This is a genomic window from Nonomuraea sp. NPDC001831 (genome assembly GCF_042892035.1).
Classification (GTDB): domain Bacteria; phylum Actinomycetota; class Actinomycetes; order Streptosporangiales; family Streptosporangiaceae; genus Nonomuraea.
Genome location: NZ_JBIATU010000010.1, coordinates 341960 through 363664, shown reverse-complemented (window position 1 = coordinate 363664; position 21705 = coordinate 341960). Strand labels below are relative to the sequence as shown.

The 21705-nt window shown below is 73.0% G+C and carries 21 protein-coding genes; 15 read left to right on the top strand and 6 right to left on the bottom strand.

Annotated features, from left to right (window positions below):
* Positions 1 to 788 precede the first annotated feature (788 nt).
* The gene (locus ACFYYW_RS30920; RefSeq protein ID WP_387653803.1) at positions 789 to 1040 is read right to left on the bottom strand and encodes a hypothetical protein; all 252 of its coding nucleotides are present in this window, start codon (positions 1038 to 1040) and stop codon (positions 789 to 791) included.
* A 29-nt stretch (positions 1041 to 1069) separates the two neighbouring features.
* Entirely contained in the window at positions 1070 to 1831 is a 762-nt protein-coding gene (locus ACFYYW_RS30915; protein WP_387653800.1) for a L,D-transpeptidase, read from the bottom strand.
* Between the two features lie 90 nt (positions 1832 to 1921).
* On the opposite strand from ACFYYW_RS30915, the gene ACFYYW_RS30910 reads away from it, so the two are divergent.
* The 3 genes from ACFYYW_RS30910 to ACFYYW_RS30900 are packed head-to-tail and all read left to right on the top strand — an operon-like array spanning position 1922 to position 5622.
* Positions 1922 to 2605 carry a response regulator transcription factor gene (locus tag ACFYYW_RS30910; protein WP_352330464.1) on the top strand — a complete coding sequence of 228 codons (684 nt, stop codon included), beginning with the start codon at positions 1922 to 1924 and terminating at the stop codon, positions 2603 to 2605.
* Positions 2602 to 4377: a sensor histidine kinase gene (locus tag ACFYYW_RS30905; protein ID WP_387653797.1), complete on the top strand. Its 1776-nt coding sequence runs from the start codon at positions 2602 to 2604 to the stop codon at positions 4375 to 4377. The genes ACFYYW_RS30910 and ACFYYW_RS30905 overlap by 4 nt, the downstream gene beginning before the upstream one ends.
* Positions 4378 to 4407: 30 nt before the next feature.
* Positions 4408 to 5622, top strand: coding sequence for an ROK family protein (locus ACFYYW_RS30900; protein WP_387653794.1), 1215 nt, complete (start codon positions 4408 to 4410; stop codon positions 5620 to 5622).
* A gap of 86 nt (positions 5623 to 5708) precedes the next feature.
* Here the strand turns inward: ACFYYW_RS30900 and ACFYYW_RS30895 are convergent, their stop codons facing one another.
* Positions 5709 to 5927, bottom strand: coding sequence for a hypothetical protein (locus ACFYYW_RS30895; protein WP_352327660.1), 219 nt, complete (start codon positions 5925 to 5927; stop codon positions 5709 to 5711).
* 435 nt (positions 5928 to 6362) lie between these two features.
* Here ACFYYW_RS30895 and ACFYYW_RS30890 point away from each other — a divergent pair, with 435 nt between their 5' ends.
* The 5 genes from ACFYYW_RS30890 to ACFYYW_RS30870 all read left to right on the top strand — a co-directional run bounded on the left by ACFYYW_RS30890 (position 6363) and on the right by ACFYYW_RS30870 (position 14195).
* A complete protein-coding gene (locus ACFYYW_RS30890) occupies positions 6363 to 7679 on the top strand; it encodes a cellulose binding domain-containing protein (protein WP_387653790.1) in 1317 nt (438 codons plus the stop codon).
* 352 nt (positions 7680 to 8031) lie between these two features.
* Positions 8032 to 9042 carry a ketoacyl-ACP synthase III family protein gene (locus ACFYYW_RS30885; RefSeq protein WP_387653787.1) on the top strand — a complete coding sequence of 337 codons (1011 nt, stop codon included), beginning with the start codon at positions 8032 to 8034 and terminating at the stop codon, positions 9040 to 9042.
* Positions 9039 to 9293 (top strand): hypothetical protein, encoded by a 255-nt coding sequence (locus tag ACFYYW_RS30880; protein WP_352327657.1) that lies wholly within the window; start codon positions 9039 to 9041, stop codon positions 9291 to 9293. Before ACFYYW_RS30885 ends, ACFYYW_RS30880 begins: the two co-directional genes overlap by 4 nt.
* A gap of 20 nt (positions 9294 to 9313) precedes the next feature.
* Entirely contained in the window at positions 9314 to 10357 is a 1044-nt protein-coding gene (locus tag ACFYYW_RS30875; RefSeq protein ID WP_387653784.1) for a ketoacyl-ACP synthase III family protein, read from the top strand.
* 49 nt (positions 10358 to 10406) lie between these two features.
* Positions 10407 to 14195: a type I polyketide synthase gene (locus ACFYYW_RS30870; protein WP_387653781.1), complete on the top strand. Its 3789-nt coding sequence runs from the start codon at positions 10407 to 10409 to the stop codon at positions 14193 to 14195.
* A gap of 54 nt (positions 14196 to 14249) precedes the next feature.
* On the opposite strand, the gene ACFYYW_RS30865 is transcribed toward ACFYYW_RS30870, so the two are convergent.
* A complete protein-coding gene (locus ACFYYW_RS30865; protein ID WP_387653778.1) occupies positions 14250 to 14837 on the bottom strand; it encodes a TetR/AcrR family transcriptional regulator in 588 nt (195 codons plus the stop codon).
* A gap of 84 nt (positions 14838 to 14921) precedes the next feature.
* Here ACFYYW_RS30865 and ACFYYW_RS30860 point away from each other — a divergent pair, with 84 nt between their 5' ends.
* Positions 14922 to 15884 carry an alpha/beta fold hydrolase gene (locus ACFYYW_RS30860; protein ID WP_387653775.1) on the top strand — a complete coding sequence of 321 codons (963 nt, stop codon included), beginning with the start codon at positions 14922 to 14924 and terminating at the stop codon, positions 15882 to 15884.
* A gap of 19 nt (positions 15885 to 15903) precedes the next feature.
* On the opposite strand, the gene ACFYYW_RS30855 is transcribed toward ACFYYW_RS30860, so the two are convergent.
* Positions 15904 to 16356, bottom strand: coding sequence for a MarR family transcriptional regulator (locus ACFYYW_RS30855; protein ID WP_352323765.1), 453 nt, complete (start codon positions 16354 to 16356; stop codon positions 15904 to 15906).
* 63 nt (positions 16357 to 16419) lie between these two features.
* Here ACFYYW_RS30855 and ACFYYW_RS30850 point away from each other — a divergent pair, with 63 nt between their 5' ends.
* Positions 16420 to 17544 (top strand): FAD-dependent oxidoreductase, encoded by a 1125-nt coding sequence (locus tag ACFYYW_RS30850; protein ID WP_387653772.1) that lies wholly within the window; start codon positions 16420 to 16422, stop codon positions 17542 to 17544.
* On the opposite strand, the gene ACFYYW_RS30845 is transcribed toward ACFYYW_RS30850, so the two are convergent.
* The gene (locus tag ACFYYW_RS30845; protein WP_387653769.1) at positions 17522 to 18166 is read right to left on the bottom strand and encodes a hypothetical protein; all 645 of its coding nucleotides are present in this window, start codon (positions 18164 to 18166) and stop codon (positions 17522 to 17524) included. The two genes, ACFYYW_RS30850 and ACFYYW_RS30845, sit on opposite strands and share 23 nt — an antisense overlap.
* 87 nt (positions 18167 to 18253) lie before the next feature.
* Here ACFYYW_RS30845 and ACFYYW_RS30840 point away from each other — a divergent pair, with 87 nt between their 5' ends.
* The 5 genes from ACFYYW_RS30840 (at position 18254) to ACFYYW_RS30820 (ending at position 21697) form a co-directional block, all read left to right on the top strand.
* Positions 18254 to 19303 (top strand): sensor histidine kinase, encoded by a 1050-nt coding sequence (locus ACFYYW_RS30840; RefSeq protein ID WP_387653766.1) that lies wholly within the window; start codon positions 18254 to 18256, stop codon positions 19301 to 19303.
* Positions 19300 to 19938 (top strand): response regulator, encoded by a 639-nt coding sequence (locus tag ACFYYW_RS30835; protein WP_387653764.1) that lies wholly within the window; start codon positions 19300 to 19302, stop codon positions 19936 to 19938. The genes ACFYYW_RS30840 and ACFYYW_RS30835 overlap by 4 nt, the downstream gene beginning before the upstream one ends.
* 133 nt (positions 19939 to 20071) lie before the next feature.
* Entirely contained in the window at positions 20072 to 20686 is a 615-nt protein-coding gene (locus tag ACFYYW_RS30830; protein ID WP_387653761.1) for a hypothetical protein, read from the top strand.
* Positions 20687 to 20757: 71 nt separating this feature from the next.
* Complete coding sequence (locus tag ACFYYW_RS30825) at positions 20758 to 21210, top strand: MarR family winged helix-turn-helix transcriptional regulator (RefSeq protein WP_387653759.1); 453 nt, start codon at positions 20758 to 20760, stop codon at positions 21208 to 21210.
* 133 nt (positions 21211 to 21343) lie between these two features.
* Complete coding sequence (locus ACFYYW_RS30820; protein WP_387653756.1) at positions 21344 to 21697, top strand: DoxX family protein; 354 nt, start codon at positions 21344 to 21346, stop codon at positions 21695 to 21697.
* Positions 21698 to 21705 lie beyond the last annotated feature (8 nt).

Sequence of the window (21705 nt, the reverse complement as noted above, 5' to 3'; positions counted from 1 at the left end):
TCGCGCGGTCGCGGGGGTGGCGGGGGGTTTTCGCGGCAAATGTCGGAGTCTGCGGTTACGTGCTCCTTTCGCCCATGGTCGTCCGCGCAACAGGATCGGTGACCCGGCTTGCCGCTGACTTGGAACCTGCCATGATCTTGCTTGCAGGAGGGGCGTCATCGGCCGGTGGCGGCCGCGCGGCTCGGCAGGCGGTCAGCGACGTCCCGGCGCCCGGCGTCGGCCGGAGCGCGCGAACCTCCTGGACCGGCGACAGGCAGACCCCGGGCTCCGGACGTGGGCGAGGAGCGCGGCCTTCTCGCCACTGCCCCGGAACGCCGCACCGACATGATCCTCTTCGCCGGGGCGGTCCCGCAATCGGGGTTGAGGCGCGAAAACCGTGGACGGGCAAGCACATCCGTCGCGGGACCCCACGGGACGGTGAGGTCGGGAGCGCGACGGGAAAGGCCCGGCCCTCGGGGCGTCGGCGCACGGGAGGGCTCGGAAAAGGAAAGCCCCCGCCGGGGCAGACCCCGGCGGGGGAGGGGCGGCGTCACGGACGCCGTGGTGCGCGCGGTCAGGGACGGCGCGGCCGCCGCACGCGAGACCGCGGCGTCACGGACGCCGTGATGTGCGTGGTCAGGGACGGCGTGGCCGTCCCGCTCGCCGCCCGCACGTGGCGCCGCGGCGTCCGGGCCCTGCTCCCGCCCGTGATGGCCAGGCCGCGGACGCGGCCGACGGGCAGGAGCGGAGGGACGTCACGCGGCTGCGACGTGTCGTGCTGGGACTTGTCGTGCTGGGACGTGTCCTGCTCAGCCGGTGTAACGCGGCTTGACGGCGACCGGCTCCTTCGGCCCCGCCGTCTGCTTCACCGTAGGACGGCCTTCGGCGGGCACCGGGGAGGGCGCCGCGGAGGGGCCCCCGGCGGGCACGGCGGCGGGCACGGCGGCGGGCACTGCGGCGGGCTTCTTGGGCTCGGCCGAGGCCGTCCCCGACAGCCCGGCGAGACCCGCCGCGAGGGCCAGCGCCGCGACGCCGCCGACGAGCATGGTTCTGATCTTCATAGGGTTCCTCTCATCCTTCGAGCAGGGCCTCAGCCCTTGACGACGACCGGAGTGCCGATCGCCAGGTTCTTCGCCATCCAGGTGATGTCGTCGTTGCTGACCCGGACGCAGCCGTGGCTGGCCCGAGTGCCGATGGCGGAAGGCTTGTTCGTCCCGTGGATCGCCAGCTGGCCGGGGCCGCCGGCGAAGCTCTTCAGCACCGGCGAGAAGCCGCTCAGCCCGAACGCGTAGGCGCCGTAGGCCCCGCCGTCACCGGTGGGCCTCACCAGCTCGGTGAAGAAGTAGCGGCCCGGCGGCGTCGGCGTCCCGGCCTCGCCGGTCGCGACCCTGCCCGTCCTGACGGGCCGGTCGCCGTCGTAGACCGTGAAGCGGAACGCCCCGCGGTCGATCTCCACGCGGTGGGAGGTCTCCGCGAGCGTCACGTCGGCGGCCTTGATCCAGCCCTTGCTGCCGTTGGGCCGGATCGGCAGCAGCACCCGGAGCCAGTCGCCCTCGTCGCGGTCCACCAGGAAGACGCGCGTCGCGCCGTAGTCGTTGGGACTGGTGATCGTCCTCTGGGGCGCGCCCTTCTTGTCGCGGTAGATCGTGATCCGGGCTCCCCTGACGCTCGCGATCTTCGCTCCGGCGCCGCCCGCCGGCTCGGTGCGCGCGGCGCTGCCCGCCGTGGTGCTCGCCGGGGTGGCCGCCGTGGCGCCCGCGGGCCGTACGGCGCTGTCCGCGCTGCCCGCGCAGCCCGCAGTCAGGAGGGCGAGTGCCGTCGCCGTGGCCGTACGAAGCAGGTTGGTTCTCACCCGGCGCAGCCTGGCGGCAGAATGTGTGGAACCTGTTTGCCTGTCATGCGGATCCCGTATGCACTCGCGGAGTGCGCATAACCTCGGGCCATGTGCGCGTACGTACTGGTCGCCGAGGACGACCCCAAGCAGGCCGAACTGCTCAGGCGCTACCTGGAGCGGGAGGGCCACGAGGTCCGCGTCGTGCACGACGGACGTTCGGCGATCGACGAGGCCCGGCAGGGGGACCCCGGCCTCGTGCTGCTCGACGTGATGATGCCGAAGGTCGACGGGCTGGACGTCTGCCGGGTGCTGCGCGCCGAGTCCGACCTGCCGATCCTGATGCTGACCGCCAGGTCCACCGAGGACGACCTGCTGCTCGGGCTCGACCTCGGCGCCGACGACTACATGACCAAGCCGTACAGCCCGCGCGAGCTGATGGCCCGTGTGCGCACGCTGCTGCGCCGTGCCGGCAGGTCGCCGGAGGCCGGCCGGCTGTTCCGGGCCGGTGACCTGGTCGTCGACCCGGTCAGGCACACCGTCACCGTGGCGGGCACGCCGGTCGACTGCACGCTCGCCGAGTTCCGGATCATCGAGACGCTGGCCGCCGAGCCGGAACGGGTGTTCACCAGGAAGCAGCTGCTGGAGCGCGTCCACGGCTTCGACCGCTTCATCACCGAACGCACGGTCGACGTGCACGTGATGAACCTGCGCAAGAAGATCGAGCCCGACCCGCGCCGCCCGTCCCGGCTGCTGACCGTGTACGGCGTCGGCTACAAGCTGACCCAGGCATGAGGTCGCTGTTCGTCAGGCTGCTCACCAGCTCGGCCGTCGTGGCGGTCTGCTCGATCACGGCGACGGCGTGGCTGGCGGCGAGCAGCACCTCCGGCGCGATCCAGCGCGAGCAGGGCCAGACGCTGGCCAGCGACGCCCAGATCAACAACAGCCTGCTCGGCTACGCCGCCCGCCATCCCGACTGGTCCGGCGTCGCCGCCACCGTCCGCGACCTCGCCGCCGCCAACAACCGCCGCGTCGCGCTGACCACCGAGAAGGGCGCTCTCATCGCGGACTCGGCGGCCGCCGGGACCCCGCTGCCCGCCAGGGTGTCGGCCGTCGTCGATCCGCTGGCCGTGGACGTGACCCTGGTGCCGGGGGCGGCCGAGGACCGCATCGATCCGCGCGCGGTGGGCCCCTTCCTGCTGCCCGACCGTGACCGGGTCCGGCTGGGGAAGGCGGCCGACGCCTACGCCGCCTGCATGAGACGTACCGGGCAGGCCGTCAGGACGACCGTCTCCCGCACCGGCAGGCCGTCCGTGACGACGACCGGCGAAGGGATCCCGCAGGAGCCGAGCCCGGTCCCCGCGGTGAAGGCCCCCTGCGACGCCGTCACCTTCAACACGCCGACACGCACCGAGAAGGCCGCGTTGAAGCAGCTCAACCTCCTGGTCGGCAGCTGCCTGAAGGGCAAGGGCGCGGAACGCGGCTCGGTCGGCCTCGACTTCACCTGGGTTCCCAAGGAGAAACGGCCGGGTCCGGCGGCCGCCGAACCCGGCCAGACGATCTCCTCCTGCATCGTCGCGGCCCGCAAGGAACAGCTCGACCCCTACGTCGCCCCCGCCGCCTACCTGTACATCGGTTCCCCCGCCGAGGCCACCGGCCCGCGCATCCCGCTGCCCTCGATCGCCGGCGCCGCCCTCCTCGTGCTCGTGCTGACCGTCGGCGTCAGCGTCATGGCGGCCAGGCGCCTGGTCGGCCCGGTCAACGCGCTCACCCACGCCGCCCGGCGGATGCGCGACGGGGACAGCTCCGCCCGCGTCCAGGTCAGGACGACCGGCGAGATCAGCGAGCTGGCCACGGCGTTCAACGAGATGTCCGAGCACCTCCAGCGCATGGAGGAGCAGCGCAAGGCCATGGTCAGCGACGTCTCCCACGAGCTGCGCACCCCGCTGAGCAACCTCAGGGGCTGGCTGGAGGCGGCGCAGGACGGCGTCGCCGAGCTGGACCCCGCGCTGATCGCCTCCCTGGTCGAGGAGCTCCTGCTGCTGCAGCACATCGTGGACGACCTCCAGGACCTCGCCCTCGCCGACGCGGGCAAACTGCGCCTGCACCTCGAACCCGTGCACCTCGGCGACCTCCTCGACCAGGTGGCCACCGCCCACCGAGGCCGCGCCGAGGCCGCCGGCCTCACCCTGACCACCGGCGTCATCGGCGCCCCCGCCCTGACCGCCGACCCCGTACGGCTCCGCCAGGCCATCGGCAACCTCGTCACCAACTCCCTGCGCTACACGCCGGCCGGCGGCCGCATCACGCTGGGCGCCCGCCGGGACGGCGATCACGTGGTCATCGAGGTGACCGACACGGGGATCGGCATCCGCGCCGAGCACCTTCCGCACGTCTTCGACCGGTTCTGGCGGGCGGAGAAGTCCCGCAACCGCCGCACCGGCGGCAGCGGCCTGGGCCTCGCCATCGTCCGAGACCTGGCCGAGGCGCACGGCGGCACCGCCACGGCCGCCAGCACCCCGGGCGTGCGCACCACCTTCACCTTGCGCCTTCCGGCACGACCGTGATCCTGTGAGGACGGGTCCTAGGGTGACGGTATGGCGGGATCGGCGGTGGTCGTGCGGACGCAGGAGCAGGTGCGGCAGCGGAACCTGAGCGAGGTGCTGCGGCGCGTCCACCACGAGGGGGCGGTGTCGCGCGCGGCGCTCGGCCGCCTGATGGGGCTCAACCGCAGCACCATCATGGACCTGACCGCCGAGCTGGCCGCGGCCGGGCTCGTCCGCGAGGGCGTGCCCGCCGGGCGGGGGCGGGCGGGGCGGCCGTCCATCGTCGTCATGCCCGAGCAGGGCACGGTCTACGGGCTGGCGTTCGACGTCGCCGTGGACCGGCTGGTCGCGGCCCGCGTCGGGCTGGGCGGCCGGGTCCTCGACCGCAGGGAGGCCGTCCGCGCCCGCGCCGGGGTCGACCTGGAGGACGTCGTCGGGGTGCTGGCCGCCTTCGGCCGCGAGCTGGTCGCCGGGGCCGGGCCGGGCTCGTTGTGCGTGGGGGTCGGCGCCTCGTACTGCGGGCTGATCAGACGCACCGACGGCGCCGTGCGGTACGGGCCGCACCTCGGCTGGGTGGACCAGGCGTTCGGCGCGGAACTCGGCGCCGGGCTCGGCCTCGGGCTGCCCGTCGAGGTGGGCAACGAGGCGCACCTGGGGGCGATCGCCGAGCACGTGCGCGGCGCGGGACGAGACGTCGACAACCTCGTCTACCTGCACGGGGACGTCGGCGTCGGCGGCGGGATCATCGTCGGCGGCGAACTCCTGGACGGCGACACGGGCTACGGCTGCGAACTCGGGCACATGCTGGTCAACCCCTTCGACGGCCGGCCCTGCCTGTGCGGGTCGCGCGGCTGCCTGGAGGCCGAGGTGGGGGAGGAGGCGCTGCTCGACTACGCGGAACGGTCCGGCGACCTGGTCGGCCGCGACGGCATCCGGTCCGTCGTCGCCCTCGCCCGCGCCGGTGACGCCAGGGCGCGCGACGCCCTCGACCGCGTCGGCGACTGGCTCGGCGTCGGCGTCGTCAACCTCATCAACCTGTTCAACCCGGCGCTCGTGGTCTTCGGCGGGATGTTGCGCGACGTCTACCCCGGCGCCGAGCCACGCGTCCGCGCCCGGATCGACGCGCACGTGCTGCCGGTGTCGCGGGAACGCGTCCGCCTGGCCGTGACGGCCCTGGGCGACGACACCACGCTCGCCGGAGCCGCCGAACTCGCCTTCGCCGGTCTCCTGGACAACCCCCTCACCACCTTGACCGCCCTTCGCTGAGACGGCCGTCCGGCTGCTGCCGATCGCGGCGGGCGCACGCGCCCCCGGTTCGATCCGCGGGCCCGGGGGGCGTGCGCCGCACGGGGTCAGGCGTAGAGGAAGTAGTAGCTGTACTTGCTCTCCCACTGGCATGAATAGTCGTCCCACCAGTTCTGGTCGACGCCCTGGGTGCCGATCCGCTCGCACTCCGCGTGCTCCCTGAAGACGCCCGCCAGTTTCTCGGCGTTCGCCGGGGCGGCGCCGATCGTCAGCGACACTCCAAGGACCATGACGGCCGAGACGAGAACAGCGCGTGCCTTTCGCATTCGTCCTCCTGCGACTGGGGAGATCATGTCGGTGGACATTATCACTCACCGCTCCGGCGGGATTGTCGCGTAGGAATCGCGGGCCCGCCGGGTCATGAAACTTTCATCGGCGTGAAAGACGCCGTGGGGGTGTATCCGACCGCCTGTGCACGCCATGGATGATCTGGGATCGTCTCCGCGCCTTACAGCCCCAAAGTACGATTTATGCCGCTTTCCCGTTCTAAGGGAAACGAAACTTCGAAAACTTTGACCATCGTCGCGTTGGTGGCATATCGTCGCCCCGCCCATATCGATGTGAGCCGCGACACTCGAACAGGACGTTGTTCTCACAGGCGCGACAGGCCGGCGTGCTCATCACGGCCGCCCTGCCATCGACCGAGACACGGACGGCCACCCGGGGAAGCGGCGACCATCCGACCCAACCGGAGTCGCACCATGCAAGCTCGAATCCGCACGGCCGCCGTCGGCTTGGCGATGACCGTGCTGGCCGCCGTCGGTGTGCCGGCGGCCTTCGCGCCGCCGGCACACGCGACGCAGACGATCACCGACATCGCCTACGCGCCCGCGCAACCGGCCGGCAGCAGAGGGCATCTGCTGGATCTCTACCTGCCCGCCACCGGCATCACGCCCCGCCCCCTGATCATCTGGCACACCGGCTCGGCGTGGAGCAGCGACGACGGCAAAGCCGGCGCGGACGCCATCGCCGCGATCTTCAACCCGCTGGGCTTCGCGGTGGCCGGCGTCAGCGTGCGCTCCAGCGCCCAGGCGATCTTCCCGGCCCAGGTGCACGACATCAAGGCGGCGATCCGCTGGCTGCGCGCGAACGCGGCCACGTACCAGCTCGACCCCAACCGATTCGCGATCATGGGCGACTCCTCGGGCGGCTGGCTGACGGAGATGGCCACGCTGTCCGGCGGCGTGTCGGCGCTGGAGGGCACCATCGGCACGACCGGCGTCTCCAGCGCCGTGCAGACGGGGCTCGCCTTCTACAGCCCGACCGACTTCCTGCAGATGAACGCGCAGAACCTGCCGACCGGCGGGCTGGACCACAACTCTCCCGCCTCGCCGGAGTCCCTGCTGGTCGGCTGTCCCATCCAGACCTGCCCGGCCACGGTGGCCCAGGCCAACCCGATGACGTACGTGGACGCCAACGACCCGCCGCTGATGTTCCTGCACGGCCAGGCCGACTTCCTGGTGCCGCACGGGCAGAGCGTCCTGCTCTACAACAAGATCAAGGCCCAGTGCGGGTCGGCCACCTTCGTCTCGGTGCCCGGCGCCGACCACATGATGCCCCAGGTCATGGACCCCGCCCATTACGGCACGCAGACCGTCCGCACCACCAAGAACTGCGGCGAGACCGTCGGCACCGGCACCCTCGACCCCACCTGGCCCAACTTCACGACCTTCTTGCGCGGCGGGCTCAAGATGGGCACCTCCTGCGAGGTCAGCTACGCCACCGAGGTCTGGAACGGCGCCTTCAACGGCAGCCTGACCATCAGGAACACCGGCACGACCCCCATCTACGGCTGGACCGTCACGTGGGCCTGGTCGGGCAACCAGCTGATCACCAACGCCTGGAACGCCACGGTGACCCAGACCGGCACGCAGGTGACCGCCCGCGACGCCGGCACCAACACCTACATCGGCCCGGGCTCCAGCCAGAGCCTCGGCTTCTCGGCGTCCGTCACCGGGACGAACGACATTCCCGCCCAGTTCAAGCTCAACAACATCGTCTGCACGAGAGTGCCCTGAGCCGACCCGGGTTCCGCCGCCGCGGATTCCCGAATTTTATTCGGCGAATCCGCGGGCGGGGAGCTGAATAGCGGCTTTCCCTTATTGCGCCACGTTCCGTCGAACCTCGGTCACGGAAGGTCGCGGATCACCTTATTGCTTTATTCGGCGGGCCGCCCCTATCCTTACCCGGGACGGCCCGCCGGCTCATTTACCGTCGTATTCACCGACCGGCCGGGGGCCACGTGACTCCTGGCCGGAAATAAATCGGATAAGCGCTTTTCCCTGGCGCGGGCCGTTGTCCGGGATTCGTCGATGAGTTAGGGGGCGTGTGCGTACACCCAACATGTTCGTCAGGAGCCTGGGCGTTTACGTGCCTGACAGCGTGAGCGTCGAACAGGCCGTCCGCGAGGGCTGGTACCCGGCCGCGGACGCCGAGAAATACCGGCAGATCGGCGCGGCGGTGGCCGGCGACATGCCGGCGCCGGAGATGGCGCGGCTCGCGGTCCTGGACGCGTACGAGCGGTGGGGCGAGTCCTCCCCGCGCGATCTGGACCTGCTGCTCTACCCGTCGGTCTGGCACCAGGGCCCCAACGGCTGGCAGCCCCAGCACTACCTGCAGATGCACCTCCTCGGCGGCGGCGTGCCGGCGCACGAGATCCGCAGCGGCTGCGTCGGGATGATCAGCTCGCTGGAGCTGGCGGCGAGCTACCTCCAGGCCGACGCCGACCGGCGGACGGCCATGGTGGTCTCCGCCGACAACCACGGCACTCCGCTGGTGGACCGCTGGCGGATGACCCCCGGGGCGCTGATCGGCGACGCCGCGGCCGCGCTCGTCCTCGGCAAGGACTACGGCATGGCCGAGCTGCTGTCGGTGAACATGACGGTGATCCCCGAGGCCGACGCGGTCAACGACGGCGCCTACCCGCTCTTCCCCCCGGACGCCACCGTCGGCAGGGGGCTGAGCTTCGGCGACCGGCACGAGGAGTTCCGCCAGCGGCTGCTCAAGGCGCAGGGCACCGGCATCCACCTGACGATCCAGAAGACGATGATGCAGCAGGTCGAGCAGACCCTGGACGAGGCCGGGATCGGCTTCGGCGACATCACCAGGGTGGCCTTCCCGCACGGCCGCCGCGAGGACCTGGACGGGCAGATGTCCTGGCTGGGCATCGACGAGGACCAGACGACCTGGGACTACGGCCGGCGCGTCGGCCACTGCGGCGCGGTCGACCAGTTCATCGCCTTCGAGCACCTGATCGCCACCGGCGGGCTCGTGCCCGGCGACCACCTGCTCATGGTCGGCTTCGGCTCCGGCACGTCGGTCGCCGCGGCGGCGTTCCGGGTCCTGTCCACCACGCCCGTCACGGAAGGAGCACGCGCGTGAGCGACGACCTCACCCGGCGGCTGGTCGACTTCGTCCAGGACAACCTCGTCCTGGACGGCGACGACGTCAAGGTGGACGAGACCACCCCGCTCCTCGTGTCGGGCCTCCTGGACTCCCTGCGCACGGCGCGGCTGCTGAACTTCCTCAGGAAGGACGTCGGCGTCCGGGTCACCGCCGCCATGCTCGACCCCGAGAACTTCAGGGACGTCGCGACCATCGTGACGATGGTCAGAGAACTCCGATCCGCTTAGCCGGGACGAGGACGGAAGCCATGCGGTACGCGGACACCTACATCGGCGGCGTGGGAACCTACCTGCCCAGGACCGTCGTCAGCGTCGAGAAGGCCGTCGCCAAGGGCTGGTACCCGGCGGAGGACGCCGAGCTGCACAACCTGGCGGGGACGGTGGTCGCCGGCGACGTGCCGGCTCCCGAGATGGCCCTGCACGCGGCGCGCAGCGCGATCAAGCGCAGCGGCCGGGCGCCGGGCGACCTCGATCTCCTCCTGTACACCTCGACCTGGCACCAGGGCCCGGACGGCTGGCCCCCGCACTCCTACCTGCAACGTCATCTCGTCGGCGGGGACGTCCTGGCCACCGAGATCCGGCAGGGCTGCAACGGCATGTTCATCGCCCTGGAACTGGCGGCCGGCCACCTGGCCGCCGCGCCCGGCAGGCAGGCCGCCCTGCTGGTCGCCGCCGACAACTACGGCACCCCGCTGATGGACCGGTGGCGGATGGGGCCCGGCTACATCGGCGGGGACGCCGCCGCCGCGCTCGTGCTCACCAAGGACCGCGGGTTCGCCCGCCTGGCCTCGGTCTGCACGACGACGGTGGCCGGGGCCGAGGAGCTGCACCGGGGCAGCGAACCGCTGTTCCCGCCGGGCGTCACGGTCGGGCGCCGGATGAGCTTCGCGGCCCGCAACGAGCAGTTCCGGCAGCAGGTCATGCCCAAGGGCGAGGCCACCGCGGCGTTGTTCAACATCCAGCGGGCGCTGATGGAGATCGTCGAGCGCGTGCTGGACGAGAGCGGGATCGAGGCCCGCGACCTGACCCGCGTGGCGTTCATGAACTACTCCGAGGAGATCGTCGAACAGCGGTGCATGGCCGTGGTCGACCTGCCCATGTCCCGCTCCACCTGGGACTACGGCCGCACCATCGGCCACTGCGGGGCGAGCGACCAGGTCCTCTCCCTCGACCACCTGCTCACGACCGGGCAGCTAGGCCCCGGCGACCACCTGCTCATGCTCGGCACCGGGCCCGGGGTGACCGTCTCCGGGGCCGTGCTCGAAATCCTCGAAACTCCTCATTGGGCCTGACATCGAAGGGAAACGAACGCAGATGGTCGACACTCCGCGCGGAGCCCGGGTGGAACCAGTCGCGGTGGTCGGGATCGGATGCCGTCTTCCCGGCGACGTCCACTCGCCGGACGAGTTCTGGGACCTGCTGTGCGCCGGCCGCAACACGACCGGGCCGCTGCCCGCCGAACGCTGGCGCGGCTACGAGACCCGGAGCCCCGAGCACGCCGCCGCACTGCGCGACGCCGTACGGCACGGCAGCTTCCTGAGCGACATCGAGGGCTTCGACGCGGAGTTCTTCGGCCTGTCGCCCCGCGAGGCCGAGCTGATGGACCCGCAGCAGCGCATCCTCATGGAGACCGCGTGGGAGGCACTGGAGCACGCCGGCCTGCCGCCGCACGAGCTGGCCGGGACCGACGCCGGGGTGTTCGTCGGCGTCTGCACGGCCGACTACGGCGGCCGGCTGCTGGAGGACCTGCCCCAGATCGAGGCGTGGACCGGGATCGGCGCCGCGACCTGCGCCGTGGCCAACCGCATCTCCTACTCCCTCGACCTGCGCGGCCCCAGCATGGCGATCGACACCGCCTGCTCGGCGTCGCTGGTCGCGCTGCACCTGGCCGCGCAGAGCCTGCGGCTCGGCGAGAGCGATGTCGCCCTCGCCGGCGGCGTCAACCTGCTGGTCACCCCCGGCCAGACCCTCACGCTCGGCACCGCCGGAGCCCTGGCGCCCGACGGGCGGTCGAAGTCGTTCGACGCGGCGGCCGACGGCTACGGCCGCGGCGAGGGCTGCGGCGTGATCGTGCTCAAGCGCCTGTCCGACGCGCAGCGCGACGGCGACCGCGTGCTCGCGCTGGTCATCGGCAGCGCCGTGAACCAGGACGGGCACACCAACGGCATCATGGCGCCGTGCGGCGAGGCCCAGGAGCACGTGATGGCCCGGGCGTGCCGGCAGGCGGGCGTCGCGCCGTCCACCGTGGACTACGTCGAGGCGCACGGCACCGGCACCCGGCTCGGCGACCCGCTGGAGGCGGGCGCGCTGTCCTCGGTGTACGGCGCGGGGCGGCCCGCCGGCGACCCGTGCCTGATCGGCTCGGTCAAGTCCAACATCGGCCACCTGGAAGGCGCCGCCGGCATCGCCGGCGTCATCAAGGCGGTGCTCGCCCTCGACCGCGGGGAGATCCCGCCGAGCGTGTTGTCCTCGCTCAACCCGGCCGTCCCGTGGGAGTCCTCGGGGCTGCGCGTGGTGACGCGGCGATCGTCCTGGCCGGAGCGCGACCACCCGCGCCGGGCGGGCGTCTCCAGCTTCGGGTACGGGGGCACGGTCGCGCACATCGTGCTCGAACAGGCCCCGCCGGCCCGCCACGCGGCCGCGCAGGAGGAGCCGCCTCCCCGCGCGGAGCGGCTGTTCCCGCTGTCGGCGGCGTCGGAGCAGGCCCTCCGGCAGTACGCGGGCCGGCTCGCCGAGCACTTCGGCACGGGCCTCGACCCGGCGTCGGCGGGGCACACGCTGGCGCTGCGGCGCACCCATCTGGCCCGCCGCGCCGTCGTGATCGGGACGGACGGCGACGAGCTGGCGGCCCACCTGCGCAGGCTGGCCGACGACGTGCCGGCCGAGGCGGTCCTCACCGGGGACGTGCTGCCCGACCTCGGCCCCGGCCCGGTCTGGGTGTTCTCGGGGCAGGGCTGCCAGTGGCCGGGGATGGGGCGGGAGCTGCTCGCCGTGCCGGACTTCGCGTCCCTGGTCGACGAGGTCGAGCCGATCTTCGCCGAGGAGATCGGCTTCTCCCCGCGGCAGGTCCTGGCCGACGGCGATCTGGACACGATCGACCGCGTGCAGACCATGATCTTCGTGATGCAGCTGGGCCTCGCCCGGCTCTGGAACGCGTACGGGGTCGCTCCGCGGGCCGTCATCGGCCACTCCGTCGGCGAGATCGCGGCGGCGGTGACGGCCGGCGCGATGAGCGTCGCCGACGGCGCCCGCCTGATCTGCCGCCGCTCGCGGCTGCTGCGGCAGGCCGAGGGCAAGGGGGCCATGGTGATGGTCGGCCTGTCCTTCGAGGAGGCGGCCGAGCGGCTGGCCGGGCGGACCGACCTGGTGGCCGCGATCTCGTCGTCGCCGGGCTCCACCGTGTTGTCCGGCGACGTCGCCGCGGTCGAGGCCGTGGTCGAGGACTGGCCGGCCGAGGGCATCGTGGTGCGGCGGGTGGCCTCGGACGTCGCCTTCCACAGCCCGCAGATGGAACCGCTGGCCGTCGAGCTGGCCGCCGCCGTCGCCGGCCTGTCGTTCGGCCCGCCGCGCATCCCCATGTACACGACCGCGCTGGCCGACCCCCGGGCGACGCCGGTGCTGGACGGCGCGTACTGGGCGGCGAACCTCCGTGACCCCGTGCGGCTGACCGCGGCGACGACGGCCGCGGCCGAGGACGGCCACCGCGTGTTCCTGGAGATCTCCCCCCACCCGGTGGTCGCGCACTCCGTCACCGAGACGCTGTCGGAGAACGGGTTCGAGGACGTGTTCGTCGGCACCACGCTGCGCCGGAACCAGCCGGAGCTGCCGGCCTTCCTCGCCGCGGTCGGCACGGCCCACTGTCACGGCGTCGAGGTGGACTGGAACCGGCTGCAGCCGTACGGCGGCCTCGCCGACCTGCCGCCGTACGCCTGGCAGCACCGCCGCCACTGGCGCGGGGACTCCGGCGACGACGACAACCGCGGGCACGACGTGCGCTCCCACACCCTGCTCGGCGCCGGGACCAGCCTGGCCGGCAGCCGGACCCGCGTGTGGCGGACCAGCCTGGAGGACGCCAACCGGCCCTACCCGGGCAGTCACACCCTCAACGGGGTCGAGATCGTGCCCGCCGCCGTGCTGGTCAACACGTTCCTGCACGCGGCCGAGGACGAGGACGTCACGCTCACCGGCGTGGAGATGACGCATCCGCTGATGACCGCGGAACGCCGGCAGGTCCAGGTCGTGCACGAGCCTCCGGCGGTACGGCTCGCGGCCCGTACGCCGGCCGGCCCCGGCGAGCCGGAACCGGCCTGGCTGGTGCACGTCACCGCGGAGGTGGCCGCTCCTGGCCAGGTCAAGCCCGACGTGCTGCCCGACGCCGGCGCTCTGACCGCGATCGATCCCGGGTTCGTGCAGCGGCGGCTGGCCGCCGTCGGCGTGCCCTCGACGGGCTTCGACTGGACGATCGAGACGCTGCTGGGCGGCGACGGCGCGCTGCGCGCCACCGTCCGCACCGGGGACGCCGAGAGCTGGGCCCCGGCGCTGGACGCGGCGATGTCCGTCGCGCCCTGCGTATTCCCCGGCGACCCGGTGCTGCGCATGGTCGTGCACATCGACGAGGTCGTGCTGACCGGCGCCCCACCCGCGACGGTGGTCATCGACGCGGCCGTGGACCGGGCCGCCGACGACATCGTGCGCGTGTTGCTGGCCGACCCGGACGGCCGGGTGGTGGGTCACCTCACGGGGCTGCGCTACCCGGTGATCGACGCGCCGGTCCCGGCGGAGGAGGAGCTGCGCGGGCCCGCGGGGTCGTTCGCCGGGCTGACGGCGGAGGACCTGCGCGAGCGCGTCCTGCCCGAGGTGCGGGCGGAGATCGCGGCCGTGATGCGGCTGGCCCCCGAGGACCTGGCGGTCCGCCGTCCCCTGGTGGAGCAGGGGCTGGACTCGGTGATGACGGTCATGGTGCGGCGGCGTCTGGACAAGCGCTTCGGCTGCCGGCTGCCCGCGACCCTGCTGTGGCAGCAGCCCACCATCTCCGCGATCGCGGACCGGCTGGTGGAGCTGCTCGCGGCGGCCGGGCCGGAGGCGGCGGCGGAGGCCGTACCGGAGGGCATGCCCGCGATCGGCGGGTGAGAGCGCCGCGGGCGGCCCGGCGGAGGAGCTCCCCGGGCCGCCCGCGGCGTGCCGTCAGGAGCCCGCCGACCGGCCGAGCCGGCGGAGCTGGTGGTCGAGGACCGTGGTCGCCTCGGCGATGTCCAGGTCCCCGACCAGCACGCCGTCGGCCAGCCCGCGCGCGAGCGCGAGCAGCACGTGCGCCTCGGCGCCCGCCTCGACGCCGGGGTCCGCGGCGGTGGCGGCCACGAGCGCGGCGATCTCGCGGTGCACCGCGTCGCCGCCCGCGCGGTACAGCTCGCGTACGTCGGGATCGGCGACGGCTCTGGCCAGGAACGCGTGCCCGGCCAGCAGCAGCACGGGAGCGCGCGAGCCCAGCTCGACGACGGCCAGCAGCGTGCGCCGCAGCGTGTCGGCCGGCCCGGCGGCCTCCCGCAGCGCCGCCCGGAGATGGCCTTCGATCTCCTGCCTGAGCAGCCGCGCGCTCGCCCGCATCAGGTCGGCCTTCGCCCCGAAATAGTGCTGCACGAGCCCCTTGGAGACGCCGGCCTCCTGGGCGACCCCTCCGATGCTCACGCCGGCCAGGCCGTCGCGCGCGCACAGCCTGAGCGCGGCATGGGCGATCTCGGCCCGCCGCGCCGCGTGGTCCACCTGTTTCGGCACGGCCCCCCTCTCTTTGCGATACGAGTGTATCGTGACGTTGTTGCGATACGATCGTATCGCGAAGGGCGAACGAAGGATCCGCACGTGAACGACCTTGTCGAACCCAACATCGGAGCCGCGTTCCGCGCGCGGCGGCTCGGCCACTTCCGCGACGCCCCCGCCTTCGCGCGCTACCGCGACGCCTACGATGACGCCATGGCCCGGCTCCCCGAACCCGGCCAGACCCACGACGTGGTGACCGAGTTCGGATCAGTCCGGGTCTACCGGTTCGGCGGCGGCGACGGCGTGCCGCTGCTCCTGCTGCCGGGGCGCACCTCGGCCACCCCGATGTGGGAGGCGAACCTGGCCGGCCTCGTCGCCCGGCGGACGGTCTACACCGTCGACCTGCTCGGCGAGCCCGGCCTGTCGGTGCAGACCCGGGCGTTCACGAGCGCGGCGGACCAGGCGGCCTGGCTGGCCGGGCTGCTGGACCGGCTCGGCCTCGACCGGGTGCACCTCGTCGGGGTGTCCATCGGCGGGTGGAGCGCCTTCCATCTGGCCCTGCGCGTGCCGGAGCGGATCGCCTCGGTGAGCGTGCTCGATCCCGCGAACCTGTTCGGCCGGATCACCTGGAAGGTCGTCGTCTTCTCGCTGGGCTCGGTGGTGCCGTTCTTCCCCGAGTCGTGGCGCAGGAAGCTGCTGAGCTGGATCTCCGGCGGGGCCGACGCCTCCGCCGACGAGCCCGTCGCCAACCTGATCTCGGCCGGGATGCGGGACTTCACCGCGTTCCTGCCCCCGCCCACGTACCCCACGGACGACCAGGTGGCCGGGCTCGACGTGCCGGTGCTCGCGCTGATCGCCGGGCGCAGCATCATCCACAACCCGCGCAAGGCCGCCCTGCGGGCCCGCCGCCTGCTCGCCCGGGGCGTCGTCGAGTTGTGGCCGGACGCCTCCCACGCCCTCAACGGCGAGTTCCCCGACCGCGTCAACACCCGGGTCCTCGCCTTCGCCGACGAGGTCGACCGCGCAGGCGACACCGCAGGCGACACCGCCGGCGACACGCCCTGACGCCACGAGCCGGGGCTGCTCAGCCGGACTGCTCGCGGATCTCCCTGGTGGCCGAGCGGTAGGCGCGGGCGACGCCGCCGAGCATGCCCAGCATCAGCGGCACCTGCTCCTGCGTGAACTGCCCGCGGATCTGCTCCAGGTGCCGCTCGGAGGTGACGCGGGTGGCGTGGTACTCGGCCATGCCACCCTCCAGCAGCTCCACCGTGACCATGCGCCGGTCGCGCTCGCCGCGTACCCGCCGCACGTAGCCGGCCTTCTCCAGGCGGTCGATGAGCCGGGTCGCGGACGCGGACGGGAGCCCCAGTTCCTCGGAGATCGCGCCCACCGGGAGGGGGCCGCGCATCTCCAGCAGGATGAGCGCGGCCACGTCCACATGGTGCACGCCGAGCCGGTCGGCGATGGCCTCGATGTGCAGCATGACCGCGATCAGGAACTCGCGGTAGACGTCCGCTTCTGGGTGGTTGTCGGTCACTCGCCCCAATGTACTTCACAGCGATGTATCTTTGAATCGAAGTAACTTCGTTTTGGAGATAATATGGACGTTGTCGTCATCGGCGCGGGCGTGGGCGGCCTGGCCGTCGCGCGCAGCCTGCTCGCCGCCGGCCACCAGGTGCGGATCTACGAACAGGCCCCCGCGATGCGCACGGGCGGCGCCGGGTTGAGCATCTTCAGCAACGGCGCCGCGGTGCTGCACGATCTCGGTGTCACCCTTGACGGCGTCGGCGGCCGGTTCGACCGGATCGACGCGCTGACCGCCGACGGCCGGCTGCGGCTCACCTCCGACATGGCCCACGCGGCCGCCCTCTACGGTTTCCCGAACAAGTCGGTCTCCCGCCGTCTCCTGCTGGACCGGCTGGCCGACGGGCTGCCCGGCGACCTGATCCGCTACGGCACGGCCTGCCGGACCGTGACCCAGGACGCCGACCGGGTGACCGTGACCTTCGACGACGGCTCGACGGCCACGGGCGACCTGCTGATCGGCGCCGACGGCCACCACTCGGTCGTCCGGCGCGAGTTGTGGGGCGACGTCCCCATCCGGACGGCCACGTTCGGCACCTGGCAGGCCCTGAGCCGGATCGACATCGACCTCGCCCGCACCCACCTGCACCTCATGATCACCGGTAAGGAGGGCGCCTGCGGGATCATCCCCGCCGGTGACGGCAAGCTCCAGTGGTGGTTCGACGTGCGCTGGTCCCCGGGCGAGCCGCGTCCGGCCGAGCCCCTGGCCGAGCTGCGGCGCCGCTTCGGCCACTGGGCGTCGCCCGTCCCCGAGCTGCTCGCCCAGGCGTCGGAGGCCGATCTCGACTTCTTCGGCCATCACTGGCAGAAGGTGCGCCGGGAATGGGGCAAGGGCCGCGTCACCCTGCTCGGCGACGCCGCCCACCTCATGCCGCCCACCCTCGGACAGGGCGCCAACCAGACCCTGGAGGACGTGTGGGTGCTCGGCCGCGAGCTGGCCGAGGGCGGCGACCCGGCGCAGCGGCTGCGCGCCTACGAGCGGGCCCGCTACCCGCACGTCAACCTGGTGTCCAGGCTGGCCCGGCGCAGCCCCGCCAACTGGCGCATCCCGCCGTTCGTCGGCCGGATGGTCTCCGAGACGTCCCAGAGCGGGTTGCTCGCCCGCTTCAGCAACCGCCTCACCGCCGCCCTCGCCCCCTGAGCGCGGGCACGCCGGGCCGCTGGCTGCGGCGTCGGTGATAGGCGTAGGCGACGGCGGCGAGCAGCGGCCCCCACAGCAGGAGCGGAAGGTAGCAGACGGCGAAGATCGCGGCCTCCCAGCCGCCCGCCCGGCTGGGGAAGTCCGGCGGGATCGGCTCGCCGCGCATGGTCACCCCGGCGAGCTCGGTCACGAAGGCCGAGGTCCACAGGACCGTCAGGAGCACGGCGCCCGACGCCGCCGGAACGACGGCGGCCGGCGTCGGCACCCTGCGGCCGCGCAACCCGGGGACCCAGCGGGGGAACCGCTCACCCCACGCGGCCACCAGCCCGACGGCGGTGAACGCCGCCAGCTCCGACACGATCGACAGGATCACGATGTACAGCCGTTCACCGAGCCCGATCCCGCGGTCGAACGCCGCGGGCAACCGCCACAGGCTGGACGGCAGCACGGTGAACGGCACGGCGTAGGCGGCGATCCGCGCCCAGCGGGGCACCCCGGCCACCGGCGCGTGGGCGGCCCGCCACGCCGTGCGCAGCCGTCCGCCGGTCACCGGCGATCCCGCGGTAACGGTGGCCACGGGGAGCGGCGCCGCGGCGCCGCGCGAACGATCAGTTCTCGTCATGGCGCTCACGCTAGGAACGACCGGGCCGCCCTGCCTCCCCCCGGCGGGGGAGTGCGGCCACGGAGGCGTCGGCTAACGTCGGTCCACGTGAAACGCCCTCTCACCCAGGCCGTGCGGGCCGGGGTCTACCAGCTCCTGGGCGCCGCGCTTCTGGCTCCGGTCGCCGCCGGGCTCGGCCTGCCGATCCTGGCCGAGCTGACGCCGGGCCGCCTGCTGGTGCTGTGGGCGGCGTGCCTGCCCGCCTCGGTGCTGCTCGCGCTGCTGCCGCTGACCCGCCGTCTGGAGGTGATCGCGCTGTCGGACCTGCTCGACGTGGACGTGCCCGAACGCGGTGACCGCCTCTACCTGGTGGCCCTGACCAGCCTGCACCTGTTCGTCGGCGGGACGCTCAGCGCGGCCGTCCTGGCGTTGTCCCCCGGGCTGCTGCCGCGGGCGTGGCAGGCGGCGCCCGGCCAGGTGGCCGAGGTGCTGCTGCTCACCGCCGTCGTGCTGGCCGCGATGGTCGCCGCCGGGCTCGGCCAGCGCTGGGTCGCGCGGCGGCTGCTGCGTTCCGAGCCGTCCCGGCTGATCGACGAGCTGGGCCGCCGCCAGTCGCTCGCCCTGGAACTGCACGACTCCGTCGGCCACGCCCTCAGCGTCGTCCTGGTGCAGGCCATGGCGGCCGAGGCGGCGCTGCGCCGCGCCGCCCCCGAGCTCGCCGTCCAGTCGCTCGGCCACCTGACGACCACCGCCCGCAACGCTCAGCAGGAGCTCGACGTGCTGCTCGGCGTGCTCGACGACGGCGCGGCCGGCCGGACGCCCACCCTGGAGGCGCTCGGCACGCTCACCCGCGGCCTCGACGTCCGGGTCAGCGTCGGCCACCTCGGCAAGGTGTCGCCCGCGACCTCGCGGGCCGCCTTCGCGATCGCCAGGGAGGCGCTCACCAACGCCCTGCGGCACGGCCACGGCCCGGTCACGCTCGCCGTCGCCGCCGCCGAACGACTGACCCTGACCATGGACAACGCGACTCTCAGCACGCCGGGGGAGCCGGGGCGCGGCCTGACCGGCATGCGCATGCGGGCCCGGCTCGCCGGCGGGACGTGCACCTGGGAGGAGGTGGGCGGAACGTGGCGCGTCCGGGCGAGCCTGCCGCTGTGATCCGGGTCGTCCTGGCCGACGACGAGCAGCTCATCCGTTCGGGCTGGGCGACCATGCTCTCCCTGCACGACGACATCGAGGTGACGGCCGAGGCCGCCGACGGCCGTGCGGCGGTCACGGCCGGCGCCGGCGCGGACGTCGTGCTGATGGACATCCGCATGCCGGTCATGGACGGCCTGGCCGCGACCCGGGAGCTGGCCCGCCGCTCGCCGAAGACGCGCGTCGTCATGGTGACCACGTTCGAGAGCGACCAGCTCGTCTGGGGGGCGCTGCGCGCGGGAGCCGCCGGCTACGTGCTCAAACGTTCGCCCGCCGGCGAGCTGGTGGAGGCGATCCGCCTGGTGCACCGGCGCGACGCGGTGCTCTTCCCCGACGCGCTGCGCCGCATCGCCTCGCCGCACGTCGGCAGCGCCCGGCAACGCCTGCCCGTCGAGCCGACGCCGCGCGAGCTGGACGTCCTGCGGCACATCGCGCTCGGGCGGAACAACGCGGAGATCGCCGCCGCGCTGCACGTCACCAGGGAGACGGTCAAGACGCACGTCGGCAACCTCCTGGACAAGCTCGGCGCCCGCGACCGCACCCAGGCGGCGGTGCTCGCCTACGAGCTCGGCCTGGTCGGCCCGGCCGGGGAATGATCACTCTTGGGAGGGAGGCGAGGTCCCGTATCCCGCTCAAGAGCGAGACGGGAGTTCGCCCGCTCCGGCGATGTCCGCAAGGCCGCCGAAAACCAGGATGGGGGGAGGTCGTCACCGCTAAGGAGTCAACGAGATGAACCCCCGCATCGCCTTCGTCGCCGCCCCTGTGCTCACCTTCACCTACGGCGTCCTCCGCATCCTGGACGGCCTGGACGGCAGCCGCGGCCCCGGCCTCGCCTGGACGACCGGGCACCTGGCCTTCATCGGCGCCCTGGCGTTCTTCGCCGTGGCCTTCCACGAGATGCGCCGGCTGGCCGGTCGCGGCCGCCTGGCGACCGGGCTGGCCGTCGCCGGACATGTCGGCATCGCCACGCTGATCGCCCAGTTCTCCATCGACATCGTCGTGGGATTCCGCTCGGCCGACCACGCCGCGATGGGCGTGCTCTTCGACCAGGTCCAGTCGGTTCCCGGGGTGCAGCAGGTGGTCTACGACTTCGGGCCGATGTTGTTCTTCGTCGCCCAGATCGGCCTGGTCCTCCAGCTCGCCGTCCAGCGCCGCGTCAAGGCGTGGACGCCCGTCCTGGTGGTCGCCGACGTCCTGGTGCCGTTCGTGGAGAAGGACCTCATGCCGCTGGGCGCCGCCTGCCTGCTGGTCTCCTTCCTGGCGATGGCCCGGGTGTCGCGCGCGTCCCGTGCGGCCGACGGACGGCACCGCGTGGCCGCGCCCGCCGTGCCGTCCGCCGTGTGACGCTGTGCGCCCGCCGGCGTACGACGGGCATATAGTTCAAGAGCTGAATCAGTGTGGGCGGCGGGGGAGTCGTGGCGGAGCTGGAGATCGATTGGCCGGACCCCGAGGGCCAGGAGATCGTGGAACGCCTGTTCGCCGCGGACGCCGCCCTGCGGGCGCACTTCGACGAGACGGCCGCCGCGGTCGGTCTCACCGTGCCGCAGGCCCACACCCTGCTCCAGCTCGGGCAGCCGCTGCGCATGGGCCAGATAGCCGGCCAGCTGCACTGCGAGCCCTCCCACGTGACCGGCATCGCGGACGCGCTCGAACAGTGCGGTTTCCTGCGCCGGGAGCCTGACCCGGCTGACCGGCGGGCCAAGCGGCTCGTCCTCACCGAGTCCGGCCAGGAACTCCGCGGCCGCCTCCTGGCCCGCCTCTTCGAACGGGCGCCGATCATCTCGGTGCTCGACGACGACCAGCGCACCGCGCTGCTGTCGCTGCTCCGCCTGGCTCAGTCGGCCGCCGGCCCGCGCCCCCGCCGCTGACCTCCGGGCGATCGCCCGCCCTCCTCCTCGCCGCCGCTGCGCCGCCCCCTTGGTGCGTCGCGCGAAAAACTTCTGGTAGAACATACTTCAGTCACTGAAGTATTGAATGTTCTATCGCGGGGAGCTCGCGTTCATGTCCATCGCCATCGTCGTCCTGTCCCTCCTGCTGGCTCTCGCCTTCGCCGGCGCCGGCTTCCCCAAGCTCACCGGCAAGGAGGCCATGGCGGCCCAGCTGGGCAAGCTCGGGGTGTCGCCCGGCCTCATGCGCGTCATCGGCGCGCTGGAGATCCTCGGAGCCGTGGGGCTGGTCGCCGGACTGTGGGTCGAGGTCCTCGGGGTCGCGGCCGCGGCCGGCCTGGCGCTCCTCATGGCCGGCGCCGTCGTCACCCACCTCAGGGCCCGCGACGCCGCCAAGGACACCCTGCCGTCGCTGCTGCTGATGATCCTCAGCGCTGCCGCCTTCGCCCTCGGCCTGGCCGCCCTCTGACCCGAGCC

Coding starts and splice junctions, on each gene's coding strand:
- ACFYYW_RS30920 (WP_387653803.1), bottom strand. CDS start 1,040: ATGAAGATCAGAACCATGCTCGTCGGCGGCGTCGCGGCGCTGGCCCTC.
- ACFYYW_RS30910 (WP_352330464.1), top strand. CDS start 1,922: ATGTGCGCGTACGTACTGGTCGCCGAGGACGACCCCAAGCAGGCCGAA.
- ACFYYW_RS30905 (WP_387653797.1), top strand. CDS start 2,602: ATGAGGTCGCTGTTCGTCAGGCTGCTCACCAGCTCGGCCGTCGTGGCG.
- ACFYYW_RS30900 (WP_387653794.1), top strand. CDS start 4,408: ATGGCGGGATCGGCGGTGGTCGTGCGGACGCAGGAGCAGGTGCGGCAG.
- ACFYYW_RS30895 (WP_352327660.1), bottom strand. CDS start 5,927: ATGCGAAAGGCACGCGCTGTTCTCGTCTCGGCCGTCATGGTCCTTGGA.
- ACFYYW_RS30890 (WP_387653790.1), top strand. CDS start 6,363: ATGCAAGCTCGAATCCGCACGGCCGCCGTCGGCTTGGCGATGACCGTG.
- ACFYYW_RS30875 (WP_387653784.1), top strand. CDS start 9,314: ATGCGGTACGCGGACACCTACATCGGCGGCGTGGGAACCTACCTGCCC.
- ACFYYW_RS30850 (WP_387653772.1), top strand. CDS start 16,420: ATGGACGTTGTCGTCATCGGCGCGGGCGTGGGCGGCCTGGCCGTCGCG.
- ACFYYW_RS30845 (WP_387653769.1), bottom strand. CDS start 18,166: ATGACGAGAACTGATCGTTCGCGCGGCGCCGCGGCGCCGCTCCCCGTG.
- ACFYYW_RS30830 (WP_387653761.1), top strand. CDS start 20,072: ATGAACCCCCGCATCGCCTTCGTCGCCGCCCCTGTGCTCACCTTCACC.
- ACFYYW_RS30820 (WP_387653756.1), top strand. CDS start 21,344: ATGTCCATCGCCATCGTCGTCCTGTCCCTCCTGCTGGCTCTCGCCTTC.